We start from the raw sequence: 14020 nt of genomic DNA on the forward strand, positions 1-14020 counted from the left end.
GCTCGATTGAGCGCCTTTCGTTTTATCTATTGCCAAACAGGGGCTGTGAAGGGAGGGGGTCATTTGCCTTGTTTGATATTCTCCACAGGATTGAGTTTGGCCTGTTTCTTGGCCATTTTGGCGGCCCGCTTCTCCTTGGCAGAGTGCATGGGTTTCTTCTTTTGCTCTTTGCTGTTTCTGTGCTCTTTCATGGTGTTGATTCCATTGATAGCGGAAGCCTGGCTGGGGTTTCTCTCCCCGCTTCCTGCAATTTAAGATCCACTTACAGCTGGCATACCGGTCAGTCAGACACCGGCGTAATTCAACCAGTTGGTCGGCCTGAGCCGACCCGGATATTTTACGCCTGTTGCCGAAATACTGCTGTCGGCTTCAATAGAATATTTGAGAATAAGTTTTTGTTTTTGAGATGGTATTTGACTAAGGAGCGAGAACAAGTTTTATCTGAGCTCTGCGTCGGCTTGCATGCCTATATGCAAGCCGTATTTCGCAGCCACAACCCTTCTTTAAAGTGCTTCCGCCTTGAGCATGGCTCTTGGGCGTCTTGCTCGGTACTGCACCAGGCTGACCCCGGTCAGCACTAAAGCACCGCCGACATAGTGAGGGACTCCCAACTGCTCACCCAGTAACGTGGATGCCAGCACGGCAGTGAAAATTGGCATCAGGTTCATAAAGATGGCGGTTCTCTCTGTGCCCAGTAGGGCTATTGCTTTGATCCAAGCCCAGGGTGCCAGAATCGAGGCACAGATAGCGGCATAGGCTATCAAGGGCAGTGAAGCCTGGGTGATGCTGATACTGCTGGCAAAGAGCAGCAGGGGCGACAGCATGAACACGGCGAACAGTATCTGCATATACAGCAGGTCCCAGGTCGGCAGTTGCAGCGACCAGCGTTTTAACAGCACGCCGTAGAGGGCATAGACCACGGCGGCCAGCAGTAACAGGAGATCGCCGGGAACCACTGAGGTGGACAGCCGGGCCAAGTCGCCTTGGCTGAGCATAAACAGCAAACCACTGAAGGAGATAAAGGCGCCAAGCAGTGCCAATTTGGAGAGCCTTACTCCGAGTAAAGGCACCGCCAGTAGCAGGCTGAGAACCGGCACCAGAGAAGTGAGCAATGCCATATTAGTGGCGCTGGTGGTCGCGGCGGCAAAATACGCCAGGCTTTGGTTCAGCACCATTCCCAGGCTTGCCAGCACGGCGAGTTTGCCAAGATGAGGACGGATCATGGCGCGGCGGCGCCAAACCCCGGGGAGCAGCACTGGGGTCAAGAGCAAAAGTGCAAAAGCCCAACGGTAGAAAGAGATGGCTTCCGGCGCTATGACACTGGCGGAGAGTTTATTGACCAGACTATTGCCGGCCCAGATGGCTACGGCCAACAAGGGAAACAGATACAAAACAGGGCTCCTCAGAACTAAGAGCAAGGCTCAACAGACAAACCTGGGTTGGATAATACGGGGCAGATTATTCCACGTCTTATGTGATATACATATCTGTTATCAGACAAAGTCAACCCGCCTTCGGACATTTGCATATGGCCAACATCTATCATCCGCCTGAACAGCATCCCGGTGACGGTTCGCAGGTGTTCTTCTACTACCAGCAATTTTCACCCGATACGCTGACGCCCATGCACAGTCATACTTGGGGGCAACTGCAACTGAGCCGCGGCGGTTTGATGGAGCTGGTGGCTCAAGGACGGCGCTTTATGTCGTTGTCGCAGTGCGGTATCTGGATCCCAGCCGGAGTAAAGCATGAGAGTTACATGCGCCGCTGCGTGCAGTACAGTTCAATGAATGTGCCGCAGGAACTGGCTGCCAGGCTGCCCAAGCACATCTGCCTGCTGGAATTGAGCCCGATAGCGGAAGCTATTTTGATGGACTTGAACTCAAGAGGCGTCGAGCTGGCACATACACCTGAGGATCAAAGACTGCTTAAGGTGCTGTTGGATCAGCTGAGTCAGGCCAGGGAAGTGCAACCCTTTTTACCGGTAACCGACCATCCCATGTTGCAGGCCATCGCTGCCGAGCTGGAAGCCGAGCCTGAGGGCGGGCGCAGTTTTGCCGCCTGGGCCAATACCTTAGGTACCACAGAACGCACTTTGGCGCGCTTGTGCCAGGCAAGGCTTGGAATGAACTATACCGAGTGGCGGCAACGCTATCGTTTCATCCACAGTTTGCAGCTGCTGCGACAAGCGATTTCAGTGAAGGAGGTGGCACTGACGTTGGGTTACCACCAGACTTCGCCCTTTATCAGCCTGTTTCGCAAGTACGCAGGTTGTACACCGCAGGCCTACAGGCAACAGCTGGCCCAAGGAAGTGCGCTTGTCTTACCTTGAAAAAAGGGGCGCCCTAAGGCGCCCAAAAAGGTGGCTCGAAACTAAGTAAGCTATCGGAGTAGTTTGGGATTACTCCTGATCTGCGCGTTTTTCGCGTTTTTCCCGTCGTTTTTCTTTCAGGGATTTAGTCGGTTTTTTCTTTGCTTTTTCTTTACTCATGAGCATATCTCCTCTTGAATACCCTCACATCATGCCGCCGCTTTGCTCAATGTGAGGGCAAGCTCCTTATCTCCCGGCCGGGAAAGAATCGGCGGTCAATAAGATGTAAGCCATAACCCAAATCAGTTGAACTGGGTCGTTCACGGCTGAGTTAAATCCTTCAAGGCACTATCTCCTCTTATTTCAGTGTGATAAGCATGCAATTAGGTCGGTAGGCAGGGCCTTGGTTGATTCAGCGATAAGATCTGAAACAGTACTGGGCCACCTGGGACATCCACTTCAATTAGGTCATTCAAGGTACATCCGAGCAGGGCTTCGCCCAGGTCGGACAATACTGAATAGCGGCCTGAGTTGGGGTCGTGTTGTTCTGGATATACCAGCTCTACTTCGAGAGGCTCGCCGGTTTTGAGATTTTGCAGGCGTGCTTTGGTACCGGGATGGACCACACCACCGCCGGGACAGGGCTGTGCCAGCCTGGCGATCACCGATGCCAGGGTCAGCGGTCTCAATGACACATTGAACGAGTTTTGCAGATAGAGCTGCGATGTTTTGAATGAAAATAGATCTGCCAGTGCAGACAAAGACTTATACACCACCACAACCTCACAGGCTGAAACGGAAAATGAATAGGAAACTTTGTTACTGCCGGATGCGCGGCCGCACCCGGCTTACACTGGAAATGTCAGTGAGGTGCTCTTGAGAGGTAAAGTGTGACTGTACATAATGAGCCTCCGCAACATCAATGCAAGTACTTAAAAATAAGGGAAAAAATTTAACCAACGTCCACCATAGCCCAAGGAGATCGGAAAAGCAAACCCTCAGTGGTCGCAGCAGATATTGGTCGGGCTCATCTGGGCCCAATTCTCCGGTGGAATGACATAGGGGGGCACGTCCAGTACCAAGTTGCCCCAACGTTGGAACAAGGCTTCATAGAAGTATTCGATAAATGTGCGGCATTTTCTCGGTAGATAGGCGCGTTTGGGATAGATGAGATTGACAGTGACATGTTCCATGGGGAAATCTTGCAATATGGGGACTAAGTCGCCGCGTTGCAGTGCGTCATAGGCAATCATCATAGGTAGGCTAGCGATCCCAAGACCATCTATGGCAGCTTCTCTGGCCAGGGTGATATTGTTGACCTGAAGGCGGCAGTCGGGAATGATCTCTTGCCATTGCTTGCCATCAAAAATCCGCCAGTTGCCATCTATGTAGGGCGATGCCAGACGTATTCCTCTGTGGTCGAACAATTCTGCCGGAGTGAGCGGTGTACCGAATTTTTGCAGATATTTCGGACTGGCCATTAGCACCTTGTGGGCATTTATCAAACGGAAATTTTCTAGTCTGGGATCATCGACTCTCTGGACATGGAACATGATATCGATCCCTTCTTCGACCATATCCACCTTGCGGTTGGTCAGCTCGGCTTCTATTTGCATTTGCGGATAGTCTTCCAGAAACCTGGCTATCACAGGGCCGAGCACTTGCTGACCAAACTCTATCGGGCAAACGATACGCAAGTTACCGCGGATAGTCTGTTGGCTGGCGCTGAGTTGATCTTCGGCGCTGCGCAAATCTGTGAGTATTTTATTGACCTTGTTGAAGTAAATGGAACCGGCCTCGGTGAGTTTCAGGCTGCGGGTGGTGCGCAGCAGCAGTTGCACCCCGGTGTTGTGCTCTAACTCGGCTATCTTGCGGCTAACGGTCGCTTTAGTAATGCCCATCGCCTTGGCTGCGGCAGTAAAACTCCCTTTATCAACAACTTGAGCAAAAATTTGTACCCGATTGAGATCCATTTTATTGTTGCACCTGTGAAACAGTGGGTTGAGTGTATGGCATCTAATAAACTTGCTGAGACAGTTGTAAAATACCACCGCAAAAATCAGGAGTCTAATAATGCCCATGTTCAAGGTTGCCGACGTTATTTTCGGCTTTCTTCGAATGTGGTTACAGCTATAGGTTGTCAGACTTATTGAAGGCACAGAGCGTGCTTATATTAAAACTGATATTGCTTTTGCTCGACTCTTGGTGCCGGATGGGTTAACTGGGTGGAAAACTGAATAGTTTCCGATCCTCCCATCTATGACCCGGTTAGCCGATACAGGTTTATCTCGATGCGTTTCCCGACCATACCTTTACAGGTGTTATCGAGCGCTTGCTATCGGCTTCCGGCACCAAACCTATCCTGCCTGCTGCAGGTTAATTCGCTTTTTCTCACCCATTGGTTCTCGGCTGCGTCGAGAGATGGTTTTGCGTAACAACCAAAGCCGGTTACTTTAACGGCCGGGACGGGCGTTCACTGTTTTATCGACCAGTTCGTGGGGTTGGTCAATGATTGGAGCGTGCGTCTATTGAGCATACATATTCACCCCTCTCATCGTACTCATTGCTGAGATATTTTGCGCCTGATTTCAGCCTGGTGTAGGCTGAGTGGCCGATAAATAACAGAGTACTATCCGTGCAGTGGCAATTATTACCCTTTGCTGAGTTAACCCTGGACACCCTCTATGAATTGATGAAACTGAGGGTGGACATCTTTGTGGTAGAGCAAAATTGTCCCTACCCCGAATTGGATGAAAAAGACAGAGCGGTGGGGGCCATGCACCTGCTTGGCCGCAGCAACTCCGGAGAGTTGTTGGCCTATGCCAGGCTGCTGCCAGCCGGGGTCAGTTATTCCCAAGTCAGTATCGGCCGGGTGGCCGTTGCCGCTAAAGCCCGAGGGGGTGGCCGTGCCAGACAGCTGATGCAGGAAGCGATTGGCGGCTGCCATAAGCTGTGGCCCGCTGAAGATATCAAGATTGGTGCGCAGGAGTATCTGCGGGCGTTTTATCAGAGTTTGGGGTTTGAAGCGGTTTCAGAGGTCTATCTGGAAGATGGCATTCCCCATCTGGATATGTTGTTGCACTCTCAAAAGAAGGACACTTGAATGTCGTTATATCGTATAAACCAGCGTCAAATCGTTTGTGTGGCCAGCTTTCTGGCCAAGCCGGGTAAGGAGCAGGCCTTGATTGAGGCTCTGGGAGCGCTGATCCCGGACACCCGCAAGGAGGATGGCTGCATTCGCTACGAATTGAACCAGAGCCGCGACGAGCCCCGCCGGATCACTTTCGTTGAGAAGTTTGTCGACATCGAATCTTTCGACCAGCACTGCGCCAAAGACGCTATCCAGCACTATTTCCATCAGCAGATGCCTGAGCTGGTAGAGTCCCATCACGTAGAGACTTATCAGGAAATCATCGTCTGATATTTCTGGTATGAGTTGAAAACAGCTGCAACTAAAAATGCCCCGTTAGGGGCATTTTTCAGGCTCGGAGGCGAATATCCGGCTGCAGATCCAACTCACCTGCCGAGGAGATAGTCGCCAGCAGGGTATGCTGGGCTATGATGGCCAAAGGGCCGCTGAGCAGGTTACGTACAAACAGTAAGCGGTATCCATATCCCTGAATGCGATAGAAGGCGAGTTGTTGCTCGGCAGTCATGGCATGCCAATGAATGCTGTTGCCAACCTGGTCGGCATCCGGCTTTCGTCTGTCAGGTACTTGTGTGGCGATCATAGTGACTCTTACCCCGGGAAACCATCGCTGACTAAAAGGAGCTGCAGCTGTTACGTATTTGGCTAATATAACAGGCTTGCGCGGGGTAAAATATGATTTTGTGCAAAAAACGTGCAAATTAGCGCTTTGGGATTAGCATCAGGGCTTAAGCCTGCCGCCTCCGACAACCGGGGCAAAATCGATTGAGTCATAAACAAGGAGCAGCATGTTGTCATATATTGAACCTGTGTTTCGGCCGCCATCGGAGTGGAAATCTCTCATACTGCAGGTGACCAATGGTTGCAGCTGGAATCGCTGTGCCTTTTGCGACATGTATACCCAGGAGCAGAAGCGTTTCAGGGCGTTCAAGTTGGAAAAGGTGGAAGCAGACCTGCGCCGGGTTGCGGCCTCCGGCGCCCAGGTGAGCCGGGTGTTTCTGGCCGATGGTGATGCCATGACGTTGCCGTTTTCCAGGCTGGAACAGATTTGTGAGCTGATCCATCACTACTTGCCCAATGTCAGTCGTATCAGCAGCTATTGTTTACCGCGTAACCTAGGCAACAAGAGTGGGGAGCAGCTACTGCGGCTGCGGCAACTCAAGTTGTCCTTACTGTATGTCGGTTGTGAGAGTGGCGATGATCAGGTGCTGAATCGTATCGGCAAGGGTGAGAGTTACGCCTCCTCGCTGGCGGCGCTGGAGAAAATTCGTGCCGCCGGAATAAAGTCATCTGTGATGATACTCAATGGTCTGGGTGGCGTGGCTTTATCGAGGCAACACGCACTTAATTCGGCGCGGCTGATGAATGCGGCGCAGCCGGATTATCTCAGTACCCTGGTGGTGACTCTGCCACTTGGCAAGGAAAGAATGGATAGTGCGTTTGATGGCGACTTTCAAATGCCGGACCAAAGACAACTGTTGCAGGAGATGCGTTATTTGCTGCAGGCGCTGGAGTTAGAGCAGACCATTTTCCGCTCGGATCATGCTTCCAATTATTTGGTGTTGAAAGGCATACTTGGCCGGGACAAGGCCAGATTGTTGGCGACGGTTGAGGAGGCGCTCGCAGGACGCTTCGTCCTGCGAGCCGAGTGGCAAAGAGGTTTGTGATCAGTCCTCTTGCCGCTCAGTGATCCTTATGTCCCGTGCCGGACAGGGGATCTGGATCCCTGCTTGTTGCAACCCTTGCCAGATTTGCAGATTTATTTGGTACTTATCCTGGAAATAGCTGGCAGTGGGGACCCAATAGCGCACACCTATATCTATGCCTGTACTGTTGAAGCCATTGATACCCACCTGTGATGGGGAGTTGGCATCGACACTGGGATGGCTGCCGAGCACCGCCTGGGCTATGGCTATCGCATGCTGGGGATCGGCCTTGTAGTCGATATTGAAGTGGGTTTCTACCAATTTGTTGGCAAAGGAGTTGTGCAGTATCTCGCCGATAATGTGTTTGTTGGGAATGCTGATCTGCTCGCCCTCCTCGTTGGTGAGTATGGTCAGCCCCAAATGAATATCTTTGACCAAACCCGTGACGCCTTTGACCGTGATGGTGTTGCCCACGATAAAGGGGCGGGTGACGATAATGGTCACCCCGGCGGCATAGTTGGACAGCATGCCCTGAATCGCCAACCCGGCACCCAGTGACGCGGCGCCTATGGCTGCCACCATGGGAGTGACGCTGATCCCCAGTTTGCCCAAGGCAACGATGGCGATCATTATGACAATCAGTATCCGTACCAGATGGGTGACAAAGGTCGCTAGGGTGACATCGACATTGTGTTTTTCCAACTGACGGCCGACCGTGTTGGCTACCTTGGCGGCCAGCCACAACCCCAGCAGAAAGATGATCAGCGCTCCCAGGAGTTGGAAGCTGTATTTCACCAAAAATTCGGTTATCAGATCATAGACATTTTGCAGCTGTGCCAATTCCTGTTCCAACCCGGTATTCTTCATTGCTTGGCTCCTTTCCTGAAATGCCGCAAGATATGGAAACGATATTCCTGAGTCATGTCACTCACTTGTATATAACAACAAGGTATTCTGCCTCTTTGCCGTGGCAAATTAAAAGGAAACTATATGAAGTCTTTTGCAATACTGCTCTCTGCGTGTTTGACCCTGTTTGTCAGCCCTATGATCCAGGCTTCCGAATATGCCGTGGGAGATAAGCTGGAACCCATTTCGCTGCAGGATCAGCACGATGCCGCCAGAGTGATGGACAGCTCGGCCAAGTATCTGTTGTTTGGCCGTAGCATGAAAGGCGGGGAGATCATCAAAACCGCACTCGAAGGCCGTGATAATCAGGCGTTGCAACAGGCGGGTATCTTTTACCTGGCCGATATCAGCGGTATGCCATCCTTGATCGCTAAATTTGTTGCCATCCCACAAATGCAGGATCTGACTTTCAGTATTGCTCTGGACAAAGAGGGTGAGATCAGCAAATTACTGCCCGCTGCCAAGGATGCCGCCAGCCTGATCTCTCTGGACCAGTTGACCATCACCAAGCTGCAATACTTTGATGACGCCGAAGCCCTGAAGCTGGCTCTCAAAGACGCCGGTCTGCAAGACTGAGTCCTTGGCAGCTCAAGCTTCAGCCGAGCTGCAGACTCAACATACTGATAGCCCCCATCTCCAGGCTGTTGTTGAACAGCAGCCTGCGCTCTCCCGGGAAGGCGCTTCCCAACAAATAAAACAGGGGCTGCAGATGCTCATCTGTTGGATGACACAGCTCGGCCGTGTCGGCATCGACCAAGGTTTTGTAGTCCAGCAGCGCTGAGTATTCTTCTGTCATTAAGCTCTCGGTAACCGCCTGATTAAACCGGGAGGCCCAAGGCCATGGTGGGTTACCAGGTGCCAGGGCTCGCAGATTGTGGACCACATTGCCTGAACCCATGAGCAGTACGCCTTGCTCGCGCCAGCGCCTTAACTCGCGTCCCACCTGGAACTGCTGTTGCGGGCTGAGGTTTTGATCCAGACTCAATTGAAATACCGGAATATCGGCCTCGGGGTAGAGGTGAACCAAGGCCGACCAACTGCCATGATCCAACCCTTGCGAGTCGATACGAGTGACAGGAATGCTCAGACTGGCAGCAATCTGCTCCGCCAACTCCGGCGCGCCGATGGCCGGGTACTGCATGGCAAAGAGCTCGGCGGGAAAACCGCCGAAATCATGTATGGTTTGCGGCCGACTAGCGGTGGAAATAGCTGTGCCCCGTGTCAGCCAATGGGCCGAAAGTAGCATTATCGCTCTGGGCCTGGGAAGTGTTTGTCCTAGCGCTTGCCACTGCTTTGTGATGGTGTTGTTTTGCAAGGCGTTCATCGGGCTGCCATGGCCCAGAAACAGCGCCGGCATTATCTGTGTTGCGGACATAGAGTCTCCAAATCAGCGGTAGAATGCAGTATGCCGTTCCTGACATATCTGCCTTCAGCTTACCCGGATGCTCGATTGAAAATAATCGCAAAATACTCGCCATACTCTCCCATTAAATCGAATATCCCCTGCTCTCTTGCTTGCCGCTATGCTTTACCTGTAGCCGTTTGCTTTGAAGCGCCTTCAAGCGAGCAGCAATCATGGTGTGTATTTGAGGGTGAAAGTAGTAATTGCATGATTCTTAATGCTTTTATTTTGTAGTCGCTGTGACTTGGATTCGTGGAATAAAAAATTGGTTTTAATGTATAAAAATTCATTGCGTGAGCGGCGGAAATAGCGTTTACTGCGCTGGATTTTAACCCGCTTCGGCGAGGCTGTTCGCCGCACTTGAATGTCGAGGAGACACAGGGCCAATGAGCCAATTTCAATCTATTGATGTTGCTGATTACTATGACAATGAAACCTTTGAGCGTATCAAAGCTTTTGCCAGTGATAAGGTGACACCTTTTGTGGTGATAGATACCAAGATCATCGCGAAACAGTATGATGATATGGTGCAGAGCTTTCCCTTTGCCAGCGTTTATTATGCAGTAAAGGCCAACCCGGCACCTGAGATCCTCAGCTTGCTGCGTGATAAGGGAGCCAATTTTGATATAGCTTCCATCTATGAGCTGGATATGGTGATGGAGTTGGGTGTTTCCCCCGAGCGGATAAGCTATGGCAATACCATTAAAAAACGCAAGGATGTCAGAGCCTTCTACCAGCGTGGCGTGACTATGTTTGCCTCTGACTCAGAGGCCGATCTGCGGATGATTGCCGAAGAAGCCCCCGGGGCCAAGGTCTATGTGCGGATCCTCACCGAAGGGACAGAAACCGCCGATTGGCCTTTGTCGCGTAAGTTCGGCTGCCAAAATGAGATGGCCTATGAGCTTTTGGTGCTGGCCAAGGCGTTGGGGTTAAAGCCTTACGGCTTGTCGTTCCACGTGGGCTCTCAGCAACGGGACATCGGGGCTTGGGACGCGGCTATAGGCAAAGTGAAGGTGATCTTTGACCGGCTCAAAGAGGAGCACGGCATAGTGCTGGAGATGATCAATATGGGCGGCGGCTTTCCGGCCAACTATATCGACAAGACCAATAGTCTCACCACTTACGCCGAGCAGATCATTCACTTCCTCAAAGAGGATTTTGGTGAGCAGTTGCCCAAGATAGTGTTGGAGCCCGGGCGCTCCTTGATTGCCAATGCCGGTGTGCTGGTCTCTGAGGTGGTATTGATCAGCCGCAAGTCCAACACGGCACTGGAGCGCTGGGTATTTACCGATGTCGGTAAGTTTTCCGGGCTGATTGAGACTATGGACGAAGCGATTAAGTTTCCGATTTACACCGAGGCTCAAGGGGAGCTGCAACCTTGTGTCATAGCCGGGCCTACCTGTGATAGCGCCGATATCATGTATGAACAGTACAGTTACGGTTTGCCAGAGGAGCTAGCCATAGGTGACAGACTCTATTGGTTGACCACTGGCGCTTATACCACCACCTATTCGGCGGTGTGCTTCAATGGTTTTCCCCCCTTGCAAGACTACTATTTATAATCTCGGCGAAGAGTGAGACTTTAGCTGAGATCGATTTAGACAGGGCGCCAATAGGCGCCCTGTCTGTTTTAGATTAACTGTTGGCCTTAAGGATGGCGAACACTTGTTCTTTCAGCTCCAGTTTACGCTTTTTCATCTCTTTGACTTCCTGAGTATATTCACTGGATAGCTGGCTCTCCTTATGCTTGATCTCTTTGTCCAGCAGATTGTGTTCATCAAAAAGCTTCTGAAAATGATTATCGCTGTTCTTGAGACTGGTGATCTGATCGCGGTATTCCGGAAACATTGGCGCACTCCTGTTGGCTGGGGGATTAGTATTAACCCTAACTCGTTTGAAGTGGTGAATATGTGACCTTGATCAACTGAGAACCGAGTCATTTGTTGCAGGTGAGTCGAGGTTTTTGCTGCTATGCTTTTGATTAATATGTTGTAAGAAATGCTCCGATATCATTGAAGTTTGGTAACTGTTTTACGATTTGGTGTTTGGTTGTTGTCATAAAATCTGTGATCAAGTTAATCTTATCTGTCTGCTGACTGGGTTAGAGTCTGAATAAGACGAATTTTATAATCAAATTTGAAAGAGGTTTTCACTATGGCTGATGTATTTCACTTGGGTCTGACCAAAGATATGTTGGATGGCGCCACTCTGGCTATTGTGCCCGGCGACCCTGAGCGAGTTAAACGTATCGCTGAACTGATGGACAAACCGACCTTCCTGGCCAGCCATCGTGAGTACACCAGTTATCTGGCATATCTTGATGGTAAGCCTGTGGTGGTTTGCTCTACCGGTATTGGTGGTCCTTCGACCTCTATCGCAGTGGAAGAGCTGGCGCAACTGGGGGTTAATACTTTCTTGCGTGTTGGCACCACAGGTGCGATTCAGCCCCACGTGAATGTCGGGGATGTGATAGTGACTCAGGCTTCGGTGCGTCTCGATGGCGCCAGTTTGCACTTTGCACCTATGGAGTTCCCCGCTGTGGCCAACTTTGAGTGTACCACTGCCATGGTTGCTGCCTGTCGCGATGCCGGTGTTGAACCACACATTGGGGTTACAGCCTCATCCGACACCTTTTACCCGGGGCAGGAGCGCTATGATACTGTCAGTGGCCGGGTAACCCGCCGTTTCGCCGGTTCAATGAAAGAGTGGCAGGAGATGGGCGTACTCAACTACGAAATGGAGTCGGCGACTCTGTTCACCATGTGTGCCTCTCAAGGCTGGCGTGCTGCTTGTGTCGCCGGTGTGATTGTCAACCGTACCCAGCAAGAGATCCCCAATGAGGCAACCATGAAACAAACTGAAGTCAGTGCGGTTTCCATTGTGGTCAACGCCGCCAGAAAACTGCTGGCCTAGGCCTAATAGGTAAAAATGGAAAAGGCGCTCAACGAGCGCCTTTTTTAAGGTAATTTTTCGGCTCAGAAATGGTACTGAGCTATCACCGAATAGGTGTTCTGGTCGATACCGTCCACACCATACTTATTCTGCCAGTAATCATATTCGATACCCACCAGGAGTTTATCCTTCTTGGCTTCACCAAAGAGTGTGGCGCCTAGGTCATATTTTATCTGGGGATTGAAGTGGATATTTTCTTTATAACCGTCTTCATCGGCGGCGAATACCCAGTCAATAAAGCCATCGAAGACAATCTTGCTGTTGCCCACTGGAATATCCATGCGGAACACAGGAGTCAATTGCCAGCCATCGCTGATATTGGCGCTGTTTTGGGCGTCGCGGCGATAGGTGTTCAGCTGGAAATAGGTGAAGTAGGGCAGTTTGAGATCCATGCCGACACCGTAGAGTAGTGTCTCAACCGGGCCTTCACCCTCTTCAAACGTCAGTGCCAACGACAGGTCGGTTACCGGACCGAAACCTACAGGTTCGCCGAGAATTTTACCGGCGCTGAAGCGGGTAGAGATCTCGCCATAGGTCGTATTGTCTTTGCCGCCATTGTGACCGTTGAAGTTGATAAAATCTTGAAACACAAACCAATCACCGTATTTCCAGCCGCCGGCGGTTTCCAGAGTAAAAGTGGTTTGCTTATCGGATGGTGCCAGATCGTAGTCTTGGCCATAGAGCGCCGTTACACTGAGATCCCACCATTGCACCAGAGGTTCGCTGAATGCTTGAGGTGAGAGCAGCAGAGCTGCGCACAGGCAGATTTTTTTCATCTTAGAGTATCCCTTTGGTAGAGTCAGAAGCGATTTGCTGTTATGCCGACAGCTGTTGGTTGACGAAACGTTTCGCCAAGGTTGAATTCTCTGATTCGATTGCCGGTCAAAAAGCCATGGCAATATAGGGAAAAACCGCGTCGGACTCAAAGCTTTTTTAAGCTGCTGGATCACGGTTGAGATAATGATATTTTTTGATTCTGAATCAATATTTTATGTTGTATTTTGTGAGCGATTGTTATCATTTGCCTCTGTCTGGACTTAAGGAAAAGTTGCATTTTGTGAGCTGAAAGTCATTTGTGGCGTTCATCTAAGGCCGTTTCAACGGGAATGTGATGACATATTATGTCGCAAAGGGGCAAAACTACTGATATAGTGCCTGCAATGGACACTTGATTTCTGGGGGAGGGATATATGGCGTCTTCGGATCCCATGCTTTATTGGGCCTTAGTCGGTATAGTACTGATGCTGGCCGAACTGATACTGCCTGGCGGGATAGTGGTATTTCTCGGTGCCGCCTGTCTGGTGGTCGCCGGGGCTATCTGGGTGGGGGTGGTCGAGGGATTGGCACAAAGCCTAACCCTGTGGTTTATCTCCTCAATCGTCTTGTTGTTGAGCTTCAGGCAATTGACTCAACGCTTGGTGGGGGGCGACTCCCACGTTGGCAATACCGACGAGGAGCTGGATCTGTTTAATCTGCCGGCTCGGGTCAAGGAAACCATTGGACCGGGTGAAAAAACCGGTCGCGTCGAATTTCAGGGGGCGGATTGGCCAGCACTGGGAGACGGCTCGGAGATCCCGGCCGGTACTCGGGTGAAGGTTATCTGTCGCGATAATATCGCTCTGGTAGTGGAACCGCTCGACGACTCTGAATAATCA

Annotated in this window: 17 protein-coding genes; 8 read left to right on the forward strand and 9 right to left on the reverse strand. The window is 51.1% G+C overall.

Features of this window, described 5'->3' with window-relative positions:
• Positions 1-59: 59 nt before the first annotated feature.
• Together CBE72_RS20535 and CBE72_RS00430 are read right to left on the reverse strand one after the other, a co-directional pair.
• Positions 60-191 carry a hypothetical protein gene (locus CBE72_RS20535; RefSeq protein ID WP_096141150.1) on the reverse strand — a complete coding sequence of 44 codons (132 nt, stop codon included), beginning with the start codon at positions 189-191 and terminating at the stop codon, positions 60-62.
• Between the two features lie 312 nt (positions 192-503).
• Entirely contained in the window at positions 504-1391 is an 888-nt protein-coding gene (locus tag CBE72_RS00430; protein ID WP_229672034.1) for a DMT family transporter, read from the reverse strand.
• Positions 1392-1528: 137 nt separating this feature from the next.
• Here CBE72_RS00430 and CBE72_RS00435 point away from each other — a divergent pair, with 137 nt between their 5' ends.
• The gene (locus CBE72_RS00435) at positions 1529-2332 is read left to right on the forward strand and encodes an AraC family transcriptional regulator (RefSeq protein ID WP_100141832.1); all 804 of its coding nucleotides are present in this window, start codon (positions 1529-1531) and stop codon (positions 2330-2332) included.
• A 362-nt stretch (positions 2333-2694) separates the two neighbouring features.
• Here the strand turns inward: CBE72_RS00435 and CBE72_RS00440 are convergent, their stop codons facing one another.
• Complete coding sequence (locus tag CBE72_RS00440; RefSeq protein ID WP_167387625.1) at positions 2695-3084, reverse strand: GreA/GreB family elongation factor; 390 nt, start codon at positions 3082-3084, stop codon at positions 2695-2697.
• A gap of 225 nt (positions 3085-3309) precedes the next feature.
• Positions 3310-4284, reverse strand: a complete 975-nt coding sequence (locus CBE72_RS00445) for a LysR family transcriptional regulator (protein ID WP_100141892.1) — start codon at positions 4282-4284, stop codon at positions 3310-3312.
• 662 nt (positions 4285-4946) lie between these two features.
• Here CBE72_RS00445 and CBE72_RS00450 point away from each other — a divergent pair.
• Together CBE72_RS00450 and CBE72_RS00455 are read left to right on the forward strand one after the other, a co-directional pair.
• Complete coding sequence (locus tag CBE72_RS00450) at positions 4947-5414, forward strand: GNAT family N-acetyltransferase (protein WP_167387626.1); 468 nt, start codon at positions 4947-4949, stop codon at positions 5412-5414.
• On the forward strand, positions 5415-5732 hold the full coding sequence (locus CBE72_RS00455) for a putative quinol monooxygenase (RefSeq protein ID WP_025011549.1): 318 nt from the start codon (positions 5415-5417) through the stop codon (positions 5730-5732).
• Between the two features lie 58 nt (positions 5733-5790).
• On the opposite strand, the gene CBE72_RS00460 is transcribed toward CBE72_RS00455, so the two are convergent.
• On the reverse strand, positions 5791-6042 hold the full coding sequence (locus tag CBE72_RS00460; RefSeq protein ID WP_100141833.1) for a hypothetical protein: 252 nt from the start codon (positions 6040-6042) through the stop codon (positions 5791-5793).
• Positions 6043-6247: 205 nt separating this feature from the next.
• Here CBE72_RS00460 and CBE72_RS00465 point away from each other — a divergent pair, with 205 nt between their 5' ends.
• Positions 6248-7126 carry a radical SAM protein gene (locus CBE72_RS00465; RefSeq protein ID WP_100141834.1) on the forward strand — a complete coding sequence of 293 codons (879 nt, stop codon included), beginning with the start codon at positions 6248-6250 and terminating at the stop codon, positions 7124-7126.
• Here the strand turns inward: CBE72_RS00465 and CBE72_RS00470 are convergent, their stop codons facing one another.
• The gene (locus CBE72_RS00470; protein ID WP_100141835.1) at positions 7127-7972 is read right to left on the reverse strand and encodes a mechanosensitive ion channel family protein; all 846 of its coding nucleotides are present in this window, start codon (positions 7970-7972) and stop codon (positions 7127-7129) included.
• A 123-nt stretch (positions 7973-8095) separates the two neighbouring features.
• Between CBE72_RS00470 and CBE72_RS00475 the strand changes: the two genes are divergently transcribed.
• Positions 8096-8587: a hypothetical protein gene (locus CBE72_RS00475; protein WP_100141836.1), complete on the forward strand. Its 492-nt coding sequence runs from the start codon at positions 8096-8098 to the stop codon at positions 8585-8587.
• A 19-nt stretch (positions 8588-8606) separates the two neighbouring features.
• Here the strand turns inward: CBE72_RS00475 and ygiD are convergent, their stop codons facing one another.
• Positions 8607-9386, reverse strand: a complete 780-nt coding sequence (ygiD, locus tag CBE72_RS00480) for a 4,5-DOPA-extradiol-dioxygenase (RefSeq protein ID WP_100141837.1) — start codon at positions 9384-9386, stop codon at positions 8607-8609.
• A 413-nt stretch (positions 9387-9799) separates the two neighbouring features.
• Here ygiD and CBE72_RS00485 point away from each other — a divergent pair, with 413 nt between their 5' ends.
• Positions 9800-10975, forward strand: a complete 1176-nt coding sequence (locus CBE72_RS00485; RefSeq protein WP_100141838.1) for a type III PLP-dependent enzyme — start codon at positions 9800-9802, stop codon at positions 10973-10975.
• Between the two features lie 73 nt (positions 10976-11048).
• On the opposite strand, the gene CBE72_RS00490 is transcribed toward CBE72_RS00485, so the two are convergent.
• On the reverse strand, positions 11049-11261 hold the full coding sequence (locus CBE72_RS00490; protein ID WP_100141839.1) for an HP1242/YdcH family protein: 213 nt from the start codon (positions 11259-11261) through the stop codon (positions 11049-11051).
• Positions 11262-11567: 306 nt separating this feature from the next.
• On the opposite strand from CBE72_RS00490, the gene udp reads away from it, so the two are divergent.
• Positions 11568-12326, forward strand: coding sequence for a uridine phosphorylase (udp, locus tag CBE72_RS00495; RefSeq protein ID WP_100141840.1), 759 nt, complete (start codon positions 11568-11570; stop codon positions 12324-12326).
• A gap of 62 nt (positions 12327-12388) precedes the next feature.
• On the opposite strand, the gene CBE72_RS00500 is transcribed toward udp, so the two are convergent.
• Positions 12389-13141, reverse strand: a complete 753-nt coding sequence (locus CBE72_RS00500; protein ID WP_100141841.1) for an outer membrane protein OmpK — start codon at positions 13139-13141, stop codon at positions 12389-12391.
• A gap of 414 nt (positions 13142-13555) precedes the next feature.
• Between CBE72_RS00500 and CBE72_RS00505 the strand changes: the two genes are divergently transcribed.
• Positions 13556-14017, forward strand: coding sequence for an NfeD family protein (locus CBE72_RS00505; protein ID WP_100141842.1), 462 nt, complete (start codon positions 13556-13558; stop codon positions 14015-14017).
• The last annotated feature ends 3 nt before the right edge of the window (positions 14018-14020 follow it).

Source organism: Shewanella carassii (assembly GCF_002777975.1).
Taxonomy (GTDB): Bacteria; Pseudomonadota; Gammaproteobacteria; order Enterobacterales; family Shewanellaceae; genus Shewanella; species Shewanella carassii.

Excerpts from the sequence above, each read along its gene's own strand:
- ygiD (WP_100141837.1), bottom strand. The coding sequence starts at position 9,386 with ATGTCCGCAACACAGATAATGCCGGCGCTGTTTCTGGGCCATGGCAGC.
- CBE72_RS00445 (WP_100141892.1), bottom strand. The coding sequence starts at position 4,284 with ATGGATCTCAATCGGGTACAAATTTTTGCTCAAGTTGTTGATAAAGGG.
- udp (WP_100141840.1), top strand. The coding sequence starts at position 11,568 with ATGGCTGATGTATTTCACTTGGGTCTGACCAAAGATATGTTGGATGGC.
- CBE72_RS00475 (WP_100141836.1), top strand. The coding sequence starts at position 8,096 with ATGAAGTCTTTTGCAATACTGCTCTCTGCGTGTTTGACCCTGTTTGTC.
- CBE72_RS00485 (WP_100141838.1), top strand. The coding sequence starts at position 9,800 with ATGAGCCAATTTCAATCTATTGATGTTGCTGATTACTATGACAATGAA.
- CBE72_RS00470 (WP_100141835.1), bottom strand. The coding sequence starts at position 7,972 with ATGAAGAATACCGGGTTGGAACAGGAATTGGCACAGCTGCAAAATGTC.
- CBE72_RS20535 (WP_096141150.1), bottom strand. The coding sequence starts at position 191 with ATGAAAGAGCACAGAAACAGCAAAGAGCAAAAGAAGAAACCCATGCAC.
- CBE72_RS00500 (WP_100141841.1), bottom strand. The coding sequence starts at position 13,141 with ATGAAAAAAATCTGCCTGTGCGCAGCTCTGCTGCTCTCACCTCAAGCA.
- CBE72_RS00460 (WP_100141833.1), bottom strand. The coding sequence starts at position 6,042 with ATGATCGCCACACAAGTACCTGACAGACGAAAGCCGGATGCCGACCAG.
- CBE72_RS00435 (WP_100141832.1), top strand. The coding sequence starts at position 1,529 with ATGGCCAACATCTATCATCCGCCTGAACAGCATCCCGGTGACGGTTCG.
- CBE72_RS00505 (WP_100141842.1), top strand. The coding sequence starts at position 13,556 with ATGGCGTCTTCGGATCCCATGCTTTATTGGGCCTTAGTCGGTATAGTA.
- CBE72_RS00455 (WP_025011549.1), top strand. The coding sequence starts at position 5,415 with ATGTCGTTATATCGTATAAACCAGCGTCAAATCGTTTGTGTGGCCAGC.
- CBE72_RS00465 (WP_100141834.1), top strand. The coding sequence starts at position 6,248 with ATGTTGTCATATATTGAACCTGTGTTTCGGCCGCCATCGGAGTGGAAA.
- CBE72_RS00490 (WP_100141839.1), bottom strand. The coding sequence starts at position 11,261 with ATGTTTCCGGAATACCGCGATCAGATCACCAGTCTCAAGAACAGCGAT.